This is a genomic window from Pseudonocardia sp. 73-21 (assembly GCF_001899645.1).
In the GTDB taxonomy this organism is placed as follows: Bacteria; Actinomycetota; Actinomycetes; order Mycobacteriales; family Pseudonocardiaceae; genus Pseudonocardia.
On the sequence record NZ_MKVV01000101.1, the window covers coordinates 1 to 14,966 of the forward strand.

At 69.8% G+C, this 14,966-nt stretch carries 16 protein-coding genes; 12 read left to right on the forward strand and 4 right to left on the reverse strand.

Annotated features, from left to right (window positions below):
* On the reverse strand, nt 1–741 hold a 741-nt coding region (locus tag BGP03_RS32665; protein WP_299738649.1), incomplete at its 3' end, for a helix-turn-helix domain-containing protein.
* A gap of 161 nt (nt 742–902) precedes the next feature.
* On the opposite strand from BGP03_RS32665, the gene folE reads away from it, so the two are divergent.
* The 7 genes from folE (at nt 903) to BGP03_RS32700 (ending at nt 9,426) form a co-directional block, all read left to right on the forward strand.
* Nucleotides 903–1,547 (forward strand): GTP cyclohydrolase I FolE, encoded by a 645-nt coding sequence (folE, locus tag BGP03_RS32670; RefSeq protein ID WP_296366953.1) that lies wholly within the window; start codon nt 903–905, stop codon nt 1,545–1,547.
* Nucleotides 1,540–2,697 carry a transaldolase gene (gene tal, locus BGP03_RS32675; protein WP_296366950.1) on the forward strand — a complete coding sequence of 386 codons (1,158 nt, stop codon included), beginning with the start codon at nt 1,540–1,542 and terminating at the stop codon, nt 2,695–2,697. Before folE ends, tal begins: the two co-directional genes overlap by 8 nt.
* Nucleotides 2,694–3,962: an FAD-dependent oxidoreductase gene (locus BGP03_RS32680; protein WP_298798065.1), complete on the forward strand. Its 1,269-nt coding sequence runs from the start codon at nt 2,694–2,696 to the stop codon at nt 3,960–3,962. Before tal ends, BGP03_RS32680 begins: the two co-directional genes overlap by 4 nt.
* A gap of 616 nt (nt 3,963–4,578) precedes the next feature.
* Nucleotides 4,579–5,319: a helix-turn-helix domain-containing protein gene (locus BGP03_RS32685; protein WP_298798068.1), complete on the forward strand. Its 741-nt coding sequence runs from the start codon at nt 4,579–4,581 to the stop codon at nt 5,317–5,319.
* Nucleotides 5,316–5,765 (forward strand): hypothetical protein, encoded by a 450-nt coding sequence (locus tag BGP03_RS32690; RefSeq protein WP_296366944.1) that lies wholly within the window; start codon nt 5,316–5,318, stop codon nt 5,763–5,765. The genes BGP03_RS32685 and BGP03_RS32690 overlap by 4 nt, the downstream gene beginning before the upstream one ends.
* 142 nt (nt 5,766–5,907) lie before the next feature.
* The gene (gene ctaD, locus BGP03_RS32695) at nt 5,908–7,668 is read left to right on the forward strand and encodes a cytochrome c oxidase subunit I (RefSeq protein ID WP_299738629.1); all 1,761 of its coding nucleotides are present in this window, start codon (nt 5,908–5,910) and stop codon (nt 7,666–7,668) included.
* 300 nt (nt 7,669–7,968) lie between these two features.
* Nucleotides 7,969–9,426: a catalase gene (locus BGP03_RS32700; protein WP_296366941.1), complete on the forward strand. Its 1,458-nt coding sequence runs from the start codon at nt 7,969–7,971 to the stop codon at nt 9,424–9,426.
* A 254-nt stretch (nt 9,427–9,680) separates the two neighbouring features.
* On the opposite strand, the gene BGP03_RS32705 is transcribed toward BGP03_RS32700, so the two are convergent.
* Together BGP03_RS32705 and BGP03_RS32710 are read right to left on the reverse strand one after the other, a co-directional pair.
* A complete protein-coding gene (locus tag BGP03_RS32705; RefSeq protein WP_296366939.1) occupies nt 9,681–10,085 on the reverse strand; it encodes a hypothetical protein in 405 nt (134 codons plus the stop codon).
* Nucleotides 10,078–10,821 (reverse strand): DUF2249 domain-containing protein, encoded by a 744-nt coding sequence (locus BGP03_RS32710; RefSeq protein ID WP_296366937.1) that lies wholly within the window; start codon nt 10,819–10,821, stop codon nt 10,078–10,080. The genes BGP03_RS32705 and BGP03_RS32710 overlap by 8 nt, the downstream gene beginning before the upstream one ends.
* Nucleotides 10,822–10,944: 123 nt before the next feature.
* On the opposite strand from BGP03_RS32710, the gene fdxA reads away from it, so the two are divergent.
* On the forward strand, nt 10,945–11,307 hold the full coding sequence (fdxA, locus tag BGP03_RS32715) for a ferredoxin (protein ID WP_296366936.1): 363 nt from the start codon (nt 10,945–10,947) through the stop codon (nt 11,305–11,307).
* Nucleotides 11,300–11,968, forward strand: a complete 669-nt coding sequence (locus BGP03_RS32720) for a helix-turn-helix domain-containing protein (RefSeq protein WP_296366935.1) — start codon at nt 11,300–11,302, stop codon at nt 11,966–11,968. The genes fdxA and BGP03_RS32720 overlap by 8 nt, the downstream gene beginning before the upstream one ends.
* A gap of 170 nt (nt 11,969–12,138) precedes the next feature.
* Here the strand turns inward: BGP03_RS32720 and BGP03_RS32725 are convergent, their stop codons facing one another.
* Nucleotides 12,139–12,636 carry a MarR family winged helix-turn-helix transcriptional regulator gene (locus tag BGP03_RS32725; RefSeq protein WP_298798072.1) on the reverse strand — a complete coding sequence of 166 codons (498 nt, stop codon included), beginning with the start codon at nt 12,634–12,636 and terminating at the stop codon, nt 12,139–12,141.
* Nucleotides 12,637–12,843: 207 nt separating this feature from the next.
* Between BGP03_RS32725 and BGP03_RS32730 the strand changes: the two genes are divergently transcribed.
* From BGP03_RS32730 to BGP03_RS32735, 3 genes are all read left to right on the forward strand, one after another.
* A complete protein-coding gene (locus BGP03_RS32730) occupies nt 12,844–13,683 on the forward strand; it encodes a hypothetical protein (RefSeq protein ID WP_298798075.1) in 840 nt (279 codons plus the stop codon).
* A gap of 120 nt (nt 13,684–13,803) precedes the next feature.
* A complete protein-coding gene (locus tag BGP03_RS36150) occupies nt 13,804–14,127 on the forward strand; it encodes an RNA polymerase-binding protein RbpA (protein WP_298798077.1) in 324 nt (107 codons plus the stop codon).
* Nucleotides 14,128–14,460: 333 nt separating this feature from the next.
* Nucleotides 14,461–14,817: a cupin domain-containing protein gene (locus BGP03_RS32735; RefSeq protein WP_296366521.1), complete on the forward strand. Its 357-nt coding sequence runs from the start codon at nt 14,461–14,463 to the stop codon at nt 14,815–14,817.
* The last annotated feature ends 149 nt before the right edge of the window (nt 14,818–14,966 follow it).

Sequence of the window (14,966 nt, forward strand, 5' to 3'; positions counted from 1 at the left end):
CGATGGAGGCCGACAGACGACAACGCGCTGATCACCATTCCCGCCCCAGCCCGGGCAGTTACGCGACAGGCTCGATCTGGCTTCGAGGCGTACGCAGCAGCGGTTCGGGGTGGGGCGCAGGTGCGCGGTGAGGCCGGTGGAGCCGATGCCGTCGAGAACGCCGTCGATCAGCCGGATGTTCATTCCGCAGACAAGTTCGGCGTGTTCTTGCGCCAGAGCGTGGAAGGGGCAGTTGACCAGCGCAACCTCCGAGCCCTCCATGCGGGGTTCGTATCCCTGGCCTTCGAGCAGGGCCATGGCCACGGCCCACGGGTCGAAGGCGGGGTCTGCAGTCTCCGCCAGGTTCCTGCCCGCCGCGTAGGCGCGGCGACCCAGCACCGCACGGGGTGAGTCGCCGGATCGGTCAGCCTCCTCGAGCGCGGCTGCGAGCAGCTGTCCGGCCAGGGCGTAGTGCCGCTCGGGCAGCGACACGGCCACCTCGCAGGCCGATCGCTCGTAGAGCTTCGCCGGGCGCCCGGCGCCGGGCCCGGTCCGACCGGTGCGCCGCGCGAAGACGACGTCGAGAAGTCCTTCGTCGGCCAGACGGTCGAGGTGGAACGCCACGGTCGCACGCGGCAGACCCAGGGCCGCGGCGGCGTCATCACGGCTGACCGGGTCGGGTTGGCGCGCAACGTGGTCGTAGAGCCGGCGCCGGGTGGGCTCGTCCAGCGCGGCGAGGGCGGCGACCTGCTTCTCCTGCATGGCCACAGTCTATAACCAACTACTGTTGACGAAAGGCGAACTCCACGGCTAACGTCCTTCTATCAGATAACTGTGTTGCATATAGATGGAGTCCTCATGTCCGCCGAGGTGCCGACCCACCGCTACCCCCCGGGACGCCACGCCCACTCCCCCCGTACGTCATGAGCGCCGCCGAACCGGGCACGGCCGTCCCGGAGCACTCCGCCCCCGGGCGGCGACGGAACCTGCGCGTCATCTCCCGCCGGGAGCAGGTTGACCGGCCCGCCGCGGAGCGCGCGGTGACCGCCCTGCTCGTCGCACTGGGCAAGGACCCGACCGACGAGCACCTGGTGGGCACCCCGGGCCGGGTGGCCCGCGCCTACGCGGAACTGCTCACCCCGCGCGCGTTCGAGCTGACGACCTTCCCCAACGACGAGGGCTACGACGAGCTGGTGCTCGCCACCGCCATCCCGGTGCAGTCGCTGTGCGAGCACCACCTGCTGCCCTTCCACGGGGTCGCCCACGTCGGCTACCTGCCCGGCGTGCGGATCCTCGGCCTGTCCAAGCTGGCTCGGATCGTCGAGCACTTCGCCCGTGACCTGCAGGTGCAGGAACGCCTGACCCAGCAGGTCGCCGACCGGCTCCAGCAGGACCTGAGCCCGAAGGGCGTCGGGGTGGTGATCGAGGCGGAGCACCTGTGCATGTCACTGCGCGGGGTCCGGGCCACCGGCTCGCGCACCGTGACCTCCGCCCTGCGTGGCGTGCTGCGCGACGACGCGCGCTCGCGGCAGGAGTTCTTCGCCCTGACCGGAGCCTCCCGTGCCTGACCCGCTCGCCGAGCTGTCCGCGGCCGGGGTGTCGATCTGGCTCGACGACCTGTCCCGGGTGCGGCTGGCCTCGGGAACCCTGGCCGGCCTGATCAGGGATCGCCACGTCGTGGGAGTGACGTCCAACCCGACCATCTTCGCCGCCGCGATCGCCGGCAGCGACCTCTACGACGAACAGATCAGGGATCTCGCCGCCCGCGGGGTCGGTGTCGACGAGGCCACCCGGATGATCACCACCTTCGACGTCCGCTGGGCGTGTGACGTGCTGCGACCCGTCTACAACGCCACTGACGGCGTCGATGGACGGGTCTCGATCGAGGTCGACGCCCGGCTGGCGCGCCACACCGGCAACACCGTCGCCGAGGCCCGCGCGTTGTGGTGGCTCGTCGACCGCCCCAACCTGTTCATCAAGATCCCGGCGACCGAGGCCGGGGTCGCCGCGATCGCACCCTGCCTGGCCGAGGGCATCAGCATCAACGTCACCTTGATCTTCTCTTTGCAGCGCTACGCCGCCGTGGTGGACGCCTTCCTCGACGGCATGGAACGCGCCGCCGCTGCCGGACGCGACCTGTCACAGTTGGCCTCGGTTGCCTCGTTCTTCATCAGCCGGGTCGACACCGCGATCGACGCCCGCCTCGACGAGATCGCCACACCCGCGGTCGCCACCCTGCGCGGCAGGGCCGCTGTTGCCAACGCCGTCCTCGCCTTCGCCCATCACGACGAGGTCCTCGGCTCCGACCGCTGGGCGCGCCTCGCCGCCGCCGGGGCCCGACCGCAGCGACCGCTGTGGGCGTCCACCGGGGTGAAGGACCCCGGCTACGACGACACCCGCTACGTGGCTGACCTCGTCACCGCCGGGGTCGTGAACACGATGCCCGAGGCGACACTGGACGCCGTCGCCGACCACGCAAGGCTGCGCGGCGACACCGTTCGGGGCCGCCGTGACGAGGCCCGGTCGATCCTCGACGGGCTCGCCGCGGCCGGCGTCGACTACGACCAGGTCGTCACGACCCTGGAGACCGCGGGCGTCGCCACGTTCGCGGCGTCCGGGGCGCAGCTCGCCACGTTGCTCGCCGAGCGCCTCCACACCTCACCAGCAGCGCAGTCCGAGACACCCCCTCCCGATGAGAGGAAGACACCACCGCGATGAGCACCAACCCGATCTTCGTCATCATCGGCGCCGGCCTGGCCGGGGCCAAGGCCGCCCAGACCCTGCGCGAGGAAGGCTTCGACGGGCGGATCGTGCTGATCGGCTCCGAATCCGGACGCCCCTACGAACGGCCCCCGCTGTCCAAGGGCTACCTCACCGGCGCCGCGGAGCAGGCCTCGCTCTACGTCCACGAGGAGGGCTGGTATGCCGAACACGCCGTCGAGCTGCGGCTCGACCGCCGCGTCACCGGCCTCGACCGAGCTGCGCACCAGGTCGAACTCGACGGCGGCGAACGGCTCGACTACAGCAAGGTGCTCCTCGCCACCGGGGCCCTCCCCCGCCGCCTGGCCGTGCCCGGTGCCGGCCTGGACGGCGTGCACTACCTGCGCACGCTCCAGGACTCCGCACGGCTGCGCGAGGCGATCCAGGCCGGCGATCGGGTCGTGGTCGTGGGCGCGGGGTGGATCGGGCTGGAGACCGCGGCCGCAGCCCGCGGATACGGCTGCGAGGTGACCGTCATCGAGCCGCAGGCCGTGCCGCTGCAGGCCGCACTCGGCCAGCAGATGGGGGCCTTCTTCGCCGACGTGCACCGCCGCCACGGAGTCGATCTCCGCCTCGGCCGTGGCGTCACCGAACTCCGCGGCACCGGCCACGTCCGCGCGGTGGTCACCGACGACGGCGACGAGATCCCGGCCGACGTCGTGATCGTCGGTATCGGGGCCCGGCCCTGCACCGAGCTGGCCGATGGGACCGGGCTGGCCGTCGACAACGGCATCCTCGTCGACGAGTACCTGCGCACCACCGACCCCGATGTCTACGCCGCCGGCGACGTCGCCAACGCCTTCTACCCCCGCTACGGTGCCTGGATCCGTGTCGAGCACTGGGCCAACGCCCTGCACGGGGGCCCGGCCGCGGCACGCAGCATGCTCGACCACGACGTCGTCGACGACCGCCTCCCCTACTTCTTCACCGACCAGTACGAGATCGGCATGGAGTACGCCGGCTGGTTCCCGGTCGGCGGCTACGACACGGTCGTCACCCGCGGAAACCTCGACGAGGCAGCGTTCCACGTGTTCTGGCTCGCCAGCGACCGGGTCGTGGCCGGAATGCACGTCAACCAGTGGGACGAGGGCATCGCACCGATCCAGGAACTGATCCGGGCCGGCCGGCCGATGGACCCGCGACGACTCGCCGACCCGTCGGTGCCGCTGGCCGACGCCGCCCGTTCGGCGTCCTCATCCGCTGCTGTTGTGGACAGCTCGTGATCGCCGAACACACCATCGCGCATCACGGGCCGCGGATCGGGCGGCCAGGCCTCGCCCGGCCCTTCCCCAGGCCGACGTCGCCGAACCCGGCGGCCTCCTGCTCAGCGCGCTGTGCGTAGCGGGCTGCCGCTCACCTCGGGGGCGAATCCGCGGCCCGTCGGGCAAGCAGCGAACGCACGTCGGCATCGCTGGCCGCGGCGAAGTCCTCGGGCAGCAGGAACACGGTACTGACTCCGTCGCTGATCCGGACCACATCGCCCGACGACCCCGGCGGCGCCGGGTGACAGATGGGTGTCAGCAGGAGCGGGACGACTTCGAGGGACCTCATACTCGGCAGCCCCCGGACGGGACGGCCACATCCGTCATTCTCACCCGAGCACTTGCATGCCGCCTCGTTCGTGGTACTGCCACCACATCGGCCACGGCGGCCCCTCCTGTCGATCGCTGGACTCCATCATCCGAGAGATTAGACTAGCGTCATAGTTTTAATTAGGGTCAGGAGCATGAGCGTGCGGAGAGGCGGCGGTCTCGATCGCGGCCGAGAGGATCGCGGAACAGTCGGTCCGGCCCGGCCCACGCCGCACCCATCGCCCGAACACCCGGTCCAGGAGAGGTGGTGACGAGCGGGATGGTTGAGCGCAACAGGATGCACGGTGCGCTGGCCGCGGCCAGCCGGCTGCGGTTGCTGGACGCGCTGCGTGCCAGTGACCGCGCGCTCGACGCCCGGGAGCTGGCGGCGATCTGCGGCCTGCACCTCAACACGGTGCGGTTCCACCTCCAGATCCTCAGCGAGGCGGGCCTGGTACGCAGCGAGCCCGACAGCTCCGGGTCACGCGGGCGACCGCGGCTGCGCTACACCGCGACCAGCGCCGGGAGCTCGGCCCCCGGCTCTGGCGAGCCCGCCGGCTACCAGCTGCTCGCCGCCGTGCTCGCCGCACACTGGGCCGACACCCCCGGCGAACGCGCGCAGCGCGCCGAGAGCGCCGGCCGCGCCACAGCCAAGCAGCAGGGCTTCGCCGCCCGATCCTCGACCCATGTCACCACCGAGGACGCCGTGACTCAGGTCAGCGCCCTGTTCGCCGAGCTCGGCTTCGAACCCGAGATCGCCCGCGAAGGCGACGCCCTGCAGTTGCGGCTGCACGCCTGCCCGTTTCGGGCCGTCGCCCTCGAGCACCCGGAGGTGGTGTGCTCGATGCATCAGGGGCTGCTCCGCGGTGCGCTGGACGAGCTGGGGGCATCGGCCACGACGAGCAGCCTGACACCGTTCGTGCAGCCGCACCTGTGCGTCGCACGCATCACCCCCAGCGGCGGACCGTCCCCGACAACGCGCCCGGAGCCGGTCGGGGTCCGGTCATGAGGCCCGGCCTCGCCGAGCTGGTACAGGTCGGTGTCCCGTTCACCTGGCTGGGGGCGGTACTGGGGATCTCGTTTCTGGAGACACCACTGAAATTCCGGGCGCCCGGGATCACCGTCGCGCTGGGGCTGGGCATCGGTCGCCTGGTCTTCCGGGCCCTCACCGCGGCCGAACTCGTCCTCGCCGCCGCGCTCACCACAGCGATGATCGTCGGCACCACCGGTGTCGGCCCCGATGCCGTGACCGCCGTACTGGTCGCGCTATGGATACTGCTGGCCGTCCAGGTCGGCGTGCTCCGGCCCCGATTGAATGGGCGCACCCGCATGATCCTGGCTGGTGAAACCCCACCGCGGTCGCACCTGCACCTGGCCTACATCGCGTTGGAAGGCGCCAAGGTCGTACTGCTGGTGGTCCTCGGCGTCCTGCTCGTTCTCCGGTTGCCGGCATGACCGCCGGACACGGCCCGAATCGCGCCGCGCCCGCCGGACTCGGAGTTCCATCGGCAACCGGTTCAACCGGCCGCCGACCGTGCGGACAGCCGGCCCGCGAGCTCGCCGTCGGCTCACCACTCTCACCGGATCAGAGGCCGCCATGACCGCCACCGTCCCGCGCCCGGAGCCGATCACGTCGCGTCCCTACCCGGCACGGCGCTCGGCCAAGGGATCGGTGCTGCTGAAGATGCTGCACACCACCGATCCCAAGGACATCGCGATCCTCTACCTGGTCACGTCGTTCGGGTTCTTCATGGTCGGTGGGGCGATGGCGCTGCTGATGCGCGCCGAGCTCGCGCAGCCCGGATTACAGTTCCTGTCCGATGAGCAGTACAACCAGCTGTTCACCATGCACGGCACGATCATGCTGCTGCTCTACGCCACCCCCACCTTGTTCGGCTTCGCCAACTACATCGTCCCGTTGCAGATCGGCGCGCCGGACGTCGCGTTCCCGCGGCTCAACGCCTTCTCCTACTGGCTGTTCCTCTTCGGCGGACTGATCGTGCTGTCCGGGTTCCTGACCCCGGGCGGCGCGGCGGACTTCGGCTGGTTCGCCTACACCCCGCTCTCGGACGCCATCCACTCCCCCGGCGTCGGCGGCGACCTGTGGATCACCGGCCTGATCGTCGCCGGGCTGGGCACCATCCTGGGTGGCGTCAACTTCCTGACCACCATCGTCTGCCTGCGCGCACCGGGCATGACCATGTTCCGGATGCCGCTGTTCGTGTGGTCCATCTTCGTCACCTCGATCCTCGTCCTGATCGCGTTCCCGGTACTCACCGCGGCGCTGTTCGGACTGCTCGCCGACCGCAAGCTGGGCGCGCACGTGTTCGACCCGGCCAACGGCGGCGCGATCCTGTGGCAGCACCTGTTCTGGTTCTTCGGCCACCCCGAGGTCTACATCGTCGCGCTGCCGTTCTTCGGGATCATCTCCGAGATCCTGCCTGTCTTCTCCCGCAAACCGCTGTTCGGCTACAAGGGCATGGTCTACGCGCTGATCTCGATCGCGGTGCTGTCCGCGGCGGTGTGGGCACACCACATGTACGCCACCGGCGCGGTGCTGTTGCTCTTCTTCTCCTTCACCAGCTTCCTGATCGCCATCCCGACCGGCATCCACTTCGTGAACTGGGTCGGCACCATGTGGAAGGGCAAGCTGACCTTCGAGACACCGATGATGTTCGCGCTCGGGTTCGCAGTGACGTTCCTGTTCGGCGGGCTGACCGGGGTCCTACTCGCTTCGCCGCCGATCGACTTCCACGTCACCGACACCTACTTCGTGGTGGCGCACTTCCACTACGTGCTGTTCGGCACGATCGTGTTCGCCACCTATGGCGGCATCTACTTCTGGTTCCCGAAGATGACCGGCCGGATGCTCGACGAGACCCTCGGCAAGATCCACTTCTGGCTGACGTTCATCGGGTTCCACCTGACGTTCCTGGTGCAGCACTGGCTGGGCAACATCGGCATGCCCCGCCGCTACGCGGACTATCTGCCCACCGACGGGTTCACCGTGCTCAACGCGATCTCCTCCATCGGGGCGTTCGTGCTCGGCGCCTCGGCGCTGCCGTTCATCTACAACGTGTTCAAGTCCTACCGGTACGGCCGGGTCGTGACCGTCGACGACCCGTGGGGGTTCGGGAACTCGCTGGAGTGGGCCACCTCGTGCCCACCGCCGCGGCACAACTTCACCGAGCTGCCCCGCATCCGGTCGGAGCGCCCCGCGTTCGACCTGCACTACCCCCACGTGGCCGAGCGGGCCCGGGCCGAGGCGCACCTCGGGCGGGTCCCGGCACCGTCGGACGCTGCGGCGCCGGCCCGGAGCCGCGAGACCCAGCGCGACGATGACCAGAGCTCCCGATGACGACACGGATCGGGGGCTGATCACGTGGACCGCGAGCGACACGGCCCAGATACGGCCGAGTCCGGTGACCCGTCTGTTGGGCGCACCGGCTGTGCCTCGAGTGCGGCGCGATGCCGACGGCGGATACGCCTGATCGCTGCTGGCGCTGCGGCAACCTCACCGACGCCAGCTCCGGCCACAAGGCTCCGCGGGGCGCCGGCTACCTGCTCGACGAAGCCGAGATCATCTTCTGGGATCTCTGCCCCCATGCCGGACATCACCGCGCCACCACGACCAGACCCGACCCACGAAGGAGACACCGTGACCGCAACCGAACCGCGTCATACGACCACCGACGGAGGCGCGCCCGTCGCGAGTGACGAGCACTCGCTGACCTTGGGCGCAGACGGCCCGATCCTGCTGCATGACCACTACCTGATCGAGCAGATGGCGCAGTTCAACCGGGAGCGCATCCCGGAGCGCCAGCCGCACGCCAAGGGCGGTGGCGCGTTCGGCGAGTTCGAGGTGACCCACGATATCAGCGCCTACACCCGAGCGGCCTTCCTGCAGCCCGGCGTCAAGACCGAGATGGTGTCGCGCTTCTCCACCGTGGCCGGCGAGCGCGGCAGCCCCGACACCTGGCGCGATCCCCGGGGCTTCTCGCTGAAGTTCTACACGTCCGAGGGCAACTACGACATGGTCGGCAACAACGTGCCGATCTTCTTCATGCGCGACCCTCTGAAGTTCCAGCACTTCATCCGCTCGCAGAAGCGGCGCGCGGCCAACAACCTGCGCGACCACGACATGCAGTGGGACTTCTGGACGCTCTCGCCCGAGTCGGGGCACATGCTGGCCTGGCTGATGGGCGACCGGGGCATCCCGCGCTCGTGGCGGCACATGAACGGCTACTCGAGCCACACCTACATGTGGGTCAACGCCGGTGGCGAGAAGTTCTGGGTGAAGTACCACTTCAAGACCGACCAGGGCATCGAGTTCCTCACCCAGGCCGACGCCGACCGCATCGCCGGCGAGGACGCCGACTACCACCAGCGCGACCTCTACAGCTCGATCGAGCGCGGGGAGTTCCCGAGCTGGACGCTGCACATGCAGATCATGCCGTTCGAGGACGCCAAGACCTACCGGTTCAACCCGTTCGACCTGACGAAGGTGTGGCCGCACAGCGACTACCCGCTGATCGAGGTCGGCAAGATGACCCTGAACCGCAACCTGACCGACTACCACACAGAGAACGAGCAGGCCGCGTTCGAGCCGAACAACCTCGTCCCCGGGATCGGTCTGAGCCCGGACAAGATGCTGCTCGGCCGTAGCTTCGCCTACTCCGACGCGCACCGCGCCCGGCTCGGCGTGAACTACAAGCAGATCCCGGTCAACGCGCCGAAGGTCCCGGTCCACAGTTACAGCAAGGACGGCGTGGGACGGACCGTGAACGTCTCCGACCCGGTGTATGCGCCCAACTCCTACGGCGGCCCGAAGGCGGATCCGTCGCGCACCGACGACGCTGGTCTCTGGTACGCCGACGGTGACATGGTGCGCGCCGCGTACACGCTGCGGGCCGAGGACGACGACTGGGGCCAGGCCGGCACGCTGGTCCGCGACGTGCTCGACGACGAGCAGCGTGAGCGGCTCGTCGGCAACGTGGCCGGCCACCTCTCCGACGGCGTGAGCGAGCCGGTGCTGGCCCGCGCCTTCGAGTACTGGCGCAACATCGACAAGCAGATCGGCGACAAGATCGAGGCGGCGGTCCGCAGCGGCGCCTGACCCTCATCTCGATCGCTCCGCAGTGTCTGATCCGGTCCTGTCCCCTTCGGAGGCGGGACCGGATCGTTCTCCCCGATCGTGAGACGGGCGCGAAGGGCATCACCGGGTGGTGGAGCCCGGGCTGCCCGACGAGCTTGCAGTGGCGCTCATCTCGACCCTGCACCGACGGAAGCCGACGGCCGAACAGGTGGGTGGGCAGGGCGAGGCCGTGGACGAACGGGGGTGTCGGCATCGACGCATCGTCACTCTGATGGTCACAGGTTGGCTGCCGCCGGACGGACGAGGCCGCTTGAGCGGATCTGCATACCTGGCCGGCGCTGGTGCACGGTCAGGTAGGCGACGCCGTCGGTGCCAGCGGTGAAGCTGCGGGTGGAGCCACGGGGCAGCCACACCAGCTCCCCGGGCACGAGCGTGAGCAGTCCCGTTTCGGTGCCCATCGTTACGCTGCCCGCGACGATCACCAGGAGCACGTCGAGGTCGGGTTCGGCGTGGTTGTCGATCGTCTGACCGGCGGGCAGGTTCAGCACGTTGGCGTCGAGCTGGCGGCCGCCCTCGGCCAGCCGCCACACCACCCCAGACGGCTGTGCGGAGTGGTCGGCGAGGAGCGGCTGGAGGTCGTGCAGCACGCTCGGCACGTCACACATCGACTGATCACCCATCCACGGAGAGTCGCGCGATGCGGACCTGCCACCGGTCCGGACCCGACTCCAGATAATCCCATCCGAACTGGTCGGGGAAGGTCGCCTGAAACTCGCGGCGCAGCGGTTTCGGATCATGGTTGTTGACCAGGACGAAGGACTGCCCGGCGGCGAGCCGCGCGTAGCTCCCGAAGATGCGGGGGTGTCGTCGGCCGTGGGGGATCTCCCGCACGTCGAGAATCTCCGGGGTCTCGAGGATGCCCCCGTCGAGCAAGAGGGTCACGTCCTCGACCAGCACGGACAGATCGACCCCCGGTAACGCTGCCAGTGCCGGCACGAGCACGTCCCGCTCGATCAGCTGGCAGGCGCCCAGCAACGCGGCGAGCGCATGCGCCGCGGCGGTGACCTCGCCGGCGCTGCCGGCGTGGTCCAGCTCGGCGATCCGCTCGGCGATGAGGCGATGGTGGGCGCGGAGCGTCCGCACCAGCAGCCGCGTCTCCGCGGCTCCGGCGGCCACCGCGTAGAGCGCGCGGTCGGTGGCCGCCAGGTGTCCGAGCAGCCGATCGGAACAGAACGCCACGAGCCCATTCTGCGCGGTCTCCCGATGGGCCGGCGACAGGTCCAGCTCGGTCGCCAGGACGACCTTCGCAGCGAGGTCGGCGAGCACCTCGGCATTGAGATACCTCAGAACCGCCTGGGCCCGCTGCGTCGGGTCCGTGCAGGTGCCCTGAATGTGGATCTCGGACGTCGACGTCACGATCTTCCCTCCTGTCCCGCCACGACACGCCGCGCGGCCTCGCTTGCAGTCGACCATTCAAACACTATTTGCACCAGTGTTTTTAGTGTTAACTAGCTCGCACAGGCATGGAGGAGGATCTGAGTGACGTACGTGATCGCGCTGCCCTGCGTCGACATCAAGGACCGTGCCTGCGTGGACGAGTGCCCCGTCGACTGCATCTACGAGGGCGGGCGCTCCCTCTACATCCACCCCGACGAGTGCATCGACTGCGGCGCCTGCGAGCCGGTCTGCCCGGTCGAGGCGATCTACTTCGAGGACGACCTGCCCGAGAAGTGGGCCGTCCACACCGAGGACAACGCTCGCTTCTTCGACGAGACCCTTCCCGGTCGGGACGCCCCCCTGGGCAGCCCGGGTGGGGCAATGAAGATCGGCGCTGTCGCGACCGACACCCCGCTGGTCGCGGGGCAACCACCCCAACCGGGAACAGGTGACGACGATGAATGAACGCCGCGAACGGGTGCTCGGCGCCGTACGCCGTGCCACCGATGGAGTGGCAGGCGTGCCCGAGGTCGCCGAGCATCTCGGCGTCCATCCCAACACCGCCCGGTTCCACCTCGAAGCCCTGGTCAGCGACGGTGTGCTCGAGCGCGTCCCCGGGGTACCCACAGGTCGCGGCCGCCCGCGGGTCGGCTATCGCGCCCGTCCCGGATCGGCGCGCGGCGAGGTCCGCCGCTACCGGCTGCTCGCCGAGATCCTGCTCGGCCAGCTGAGCGCGACGAGCGACGACCCCCCCGCGACCGCGACCGCCGTGGGTCGAAGCTGGGGTGCGCACCTGGTCCCCCGCCGAACCCCGTCACCCGACATGATCACCCGCGACGAGGCCACGACCCGACTGATCACGATGCTCGACGAGCTGGACTTCGCGCCCGAACCCGTCAGTGAAGGGCCCACTCCTCCCGACCGGGTCCGGCTGCGGCACTGCCCGTTCCTGGAGCTTGCCGAACCTCACCGCGACCTGGTGTGCCCGCTCCACCTGGGTCTCATGCAGGGCGCCTTGAACGCGCTGCAGGCGCCAGTCACCGTCGCCAGCCTGAAGCCCTTTGCCGAGCCGAGCGCCTGCGTCGCCCACCTCACCCCGGCCAGGCGACGAAGGAGAACACCATGAACATCATCGACATCCCCTCATCCTCAGCTCGGCGTGGCCCGGTGGCCGGCGGCCGACGGTCCGCCCCCTGCTCGGACCGGAGAGCGGTGCACCGGTCGCCGTGCTGCACGTGGCTGTGCCCGCTGGTGGCGGGATACCCGATCACGACCACGGGCCATCCGGCGCCGTGCTCATTCCGGTGTCGCGCGCCCTTTTTCCGGCGGTTCGCTCCAGCTCGGGAGGGTGAGCACCGTCTGCATCCGCAGGAGCTGTGCACGGTGCAGCGAGCTGAGGCGCCCCAGGACCCGCTGCCCCGCCGAGGTCAGGTGCACCCGCACCACCCGGCCGTCGTCCGGGTCGGCGGCACGCTCGACCAGGCCCTGGCTCTGGGCCCGGTTGACCAACTCGCCCACGCTGTGATGGCGCAACTGCAGCCGCTCGGCCAGCTCCCGCACCGTCGCCCAATCCCGACCAGGGAAGCCTTTGAGCGCCAACATCAGCTGGTACTGCTGGGGCGTCAACCCGTCCGCGCGGACGATCTCCTCGCTCAGGCGCAAGTAGTGGCGGATGCCGAAACGAAACTGGGCCAACGCCTCGAAATCCTGTTTCGTCAGCGGTTCCGATCCCGGGCCGTCGGCCTCCCTCGCCACGAGACCCATGACACCACGCCGTGTGCACCGCTCGATCACCGGATCAGTATATATCGCGTTACGATAGTCCTGCGCGAAGGTCGGCTACTCAGCCTCCTCGCGTCGACCGGGAGGTGTCCGGTGTCCATCGATCGCGACCACGCTGCACGCGCGGCCTCGTTGACCCCAGCGCAGGGACCTGCGCCGCGTCGCGGACAGCCGGCTCAGAATCAACACCCGCCGCGGTGCGCCCCGCGCCCCTGCGCGGTGGTGGTGCTCGACGCCGGCAGCGATACGGACGGGAGCCGGTCCTCCCGGGTGGCTTCCGTCGAACCCGTCCTGTCCCGGTGGGAGGCGCTGATCCACGATCGGACCGGGCCCGCCGCCCGGCCGGTGTGCGTGGTCGCCCACGACGCGATGAGACTCAGCGCCGGGTTGCGTGGTCTCCCAGCCGAGATCGGACGGTTCCTCGTGATCCGCCCGAACCGGGCGCACTGTGCGGCAGGCGAGGACAGCGGCCTCCCCGTGGTCACCGTCGCGGCGATGGCGGCCGTCGCCGTGACCGCGGCACTGCTGGGAACGCTGCGTCGTCGTGGCATGCAACCGCGACAAACCCGGGTCCTGATCGCGGGCTCGGCGACCATGCCGGTGCTGTGTCCGCTGCTCGCGGCGGCCGGTGTCGGCGAGCTGACCAGCTGGGATCGCCGCGATGCCGGCCGGTTCCCGCTGCGCAGTATCACCCGCGACGTCGAGGTGGTTATCGACCTGCTGGGCTGTGGTCGGGACCTCACCGATGCCGCACGTGGCCGATCCGGCCTGATCATCATCACCCCGGACACCACCAGCTGGGCACTGCTGGCGCTCCCCGGAATGCTCCACGCCCTCGCGACCGCACATGATCCAAGGCTCGACGTCGCGCTGTACTACGCCTGCGCGCTTGCCCTGGTCAAGGCCAGTCCGCCCGGTCGGGTCCTACCCGATCCGACCGACCCTGAGCTCGGTCCAGCAATCGAGCAGGCCGCCACGCACGCCCTGCGCGGCGGCGCTCGGTCCCGACGCGAGCAGACGCAGGCTCCACCAACGACTGGATGGAACCGGCCGAGATGAAGGGCCCCGATGGCCGAGCCATTCCGCGGCTGATTGCGCAACGAGCTGCTCGAGTCCCTGAAGCTCGCCTCGGCTGTACATCAACGTCCGTATCCCATCGGGCCTGAGGAGGTCTGTTCGATGATCCAGCCCGCACGGGCGCGGTCCGGCGACGTCGCCCGGTTGCACTGCGAGGTGACCTACTGGTGCCTCAACGGCCATCACACGACGCGGTCCTGGTCCGGCGCCGCCGAGGTCCCCACCACATGGGAGTGCCGGCACTGCGGCCTCCCGGCCGGGCGGGACCGGACCCACCCACCCCAACCCGTCCGAACACGGCCCTTCAAGAGCCCGCTCGCCCACCTCATGGAAAGACGCACCGAAGCCGAGTGCGACGCGCTGCTGGACGGGGCGCTGGCGAACCTGCGCGCGCGCCGCCACCGCAGAGGTCGGCAGCGATCATGACCGCGGCCGAGCAGGGCGAGCGCCCCGACCCCGGCCCAGACCCTGTCCCAGACGCCGGCCGAGCCACCGATGCCCGTCCCGCCGAACCGGGATCCGGCCGTGGCCATGTGGGAGAACGAAGGCGGCCATCTCCGGGGAACAGTTCTCCCCCGGCCTCGACACGCCCCCCATCACGGGGTGGCACCTCGATGAGCCACCGAGTGCGCAACCTGGCTTTCGATTCCCATCCGCCCTCGGGCCCGCGAGGGCGCCGCCCGCCCGGGACGCGACCAGCAGCACCCCGACAGCTCGGAGGCAGCCGATGACCGCACACAACCTCGGAAAGGTGCACTGATGGAGAAGTCCTCGCTCACCGCTCTCGCCCGTGAGCAGCTGAAGATCGCACGTCAGGAATCCAGCGGCCGCAGCGCGCACACTGTGTTCGGCGGCCATGAACATGTGCTCCGCCAGACCGTCATCGCGCTGGCCGCGGGTCACGGGCTCGATGAGCACGACAGCCCGGGCGAGGCCACCGTGCACGTGCTGCATGGACGGGTCCGTCTTAACGCCGGTGACCAGGGGTGGGAGGGTTCCCCGGGGGATCTCCTCGTCGTGCCCGAGGCCCGGCACAGTCTCGACGCGCTCGAAGACTCGGCCGTTCTGCTCACCGTCGGCCGGTCACCTGTGACACGACCGAGCCCCACGCCATGACGAACGGGGACTCCGGACACAACGACGCCCCGTTGACCAGGGATGATTCGTGGTTGCCCCCGTCGGTCTCGGCGCCCCCGGCGGAACTGGCCTGGGAGAACGAGGGCGGCAACCTCTCGGCGGGACCGCGCGATTTCAACCGCGGGACG

Bases quoted from the DNA above. Each gene is read 5' to 3' on its own strand.
- folE (WP_296366953.1), top strand. From the start codon at position 903: ATGAGCGCCGCCGAACCGGGCACGGCCGTCCCGGAGCACTCCGCCCCC.
- ctaD (WP_299738629.1), top strand. From the start codon at position 5,908: ATGACCGCCACCGTCCCGCGCCCGGAGCCGATCACGTCGCGTCCCTAC.
- BGP03_RS32705 (WP_296366939.1), bottom strand. From the start codon at position 10,085: ATGGGTGATCAGTCGATGTGTGACGTGCCGAGCGTGCTGCACGACCTC.
- BGP03_RS32720 (WP_296366935.1), top strand. From the start codon at position 11,300: ATGAATGAACGCCGCGAACGGGTGCTCGGCGCCGTACGCCGTGCCACC.
- BGP03_RS32735 (WP_296366521.1), top strand. From the start codon at position 14,461: ATGGAGAAGTCCTCGCTCACCGCTCTCGCCCGTGAGCAGCTGAAGATC.
- BGP03_RS36150 (WP_298798077.1), top strand. From the start codon at position 13,804: ATGATCCAGCCCGCACGGGCGCGGTCCGGCGACGTCGCCCGGTTGCAC.
- BGP03_RS32690 (WP_296366944.1), top strand. From the start codon at position 5,316: ATGAGGCCCGGCCTCGCCGAGCTGGTACAGGTCGGTGTCCCGTTCACC.
- BGP03_RS32680 (WP_298798065.1), top strand. From the start codon at position 2,694: ATGAGCACCAACCCGATCTTCGTCATCATCGGCGCCGGCCTGGCCGGG.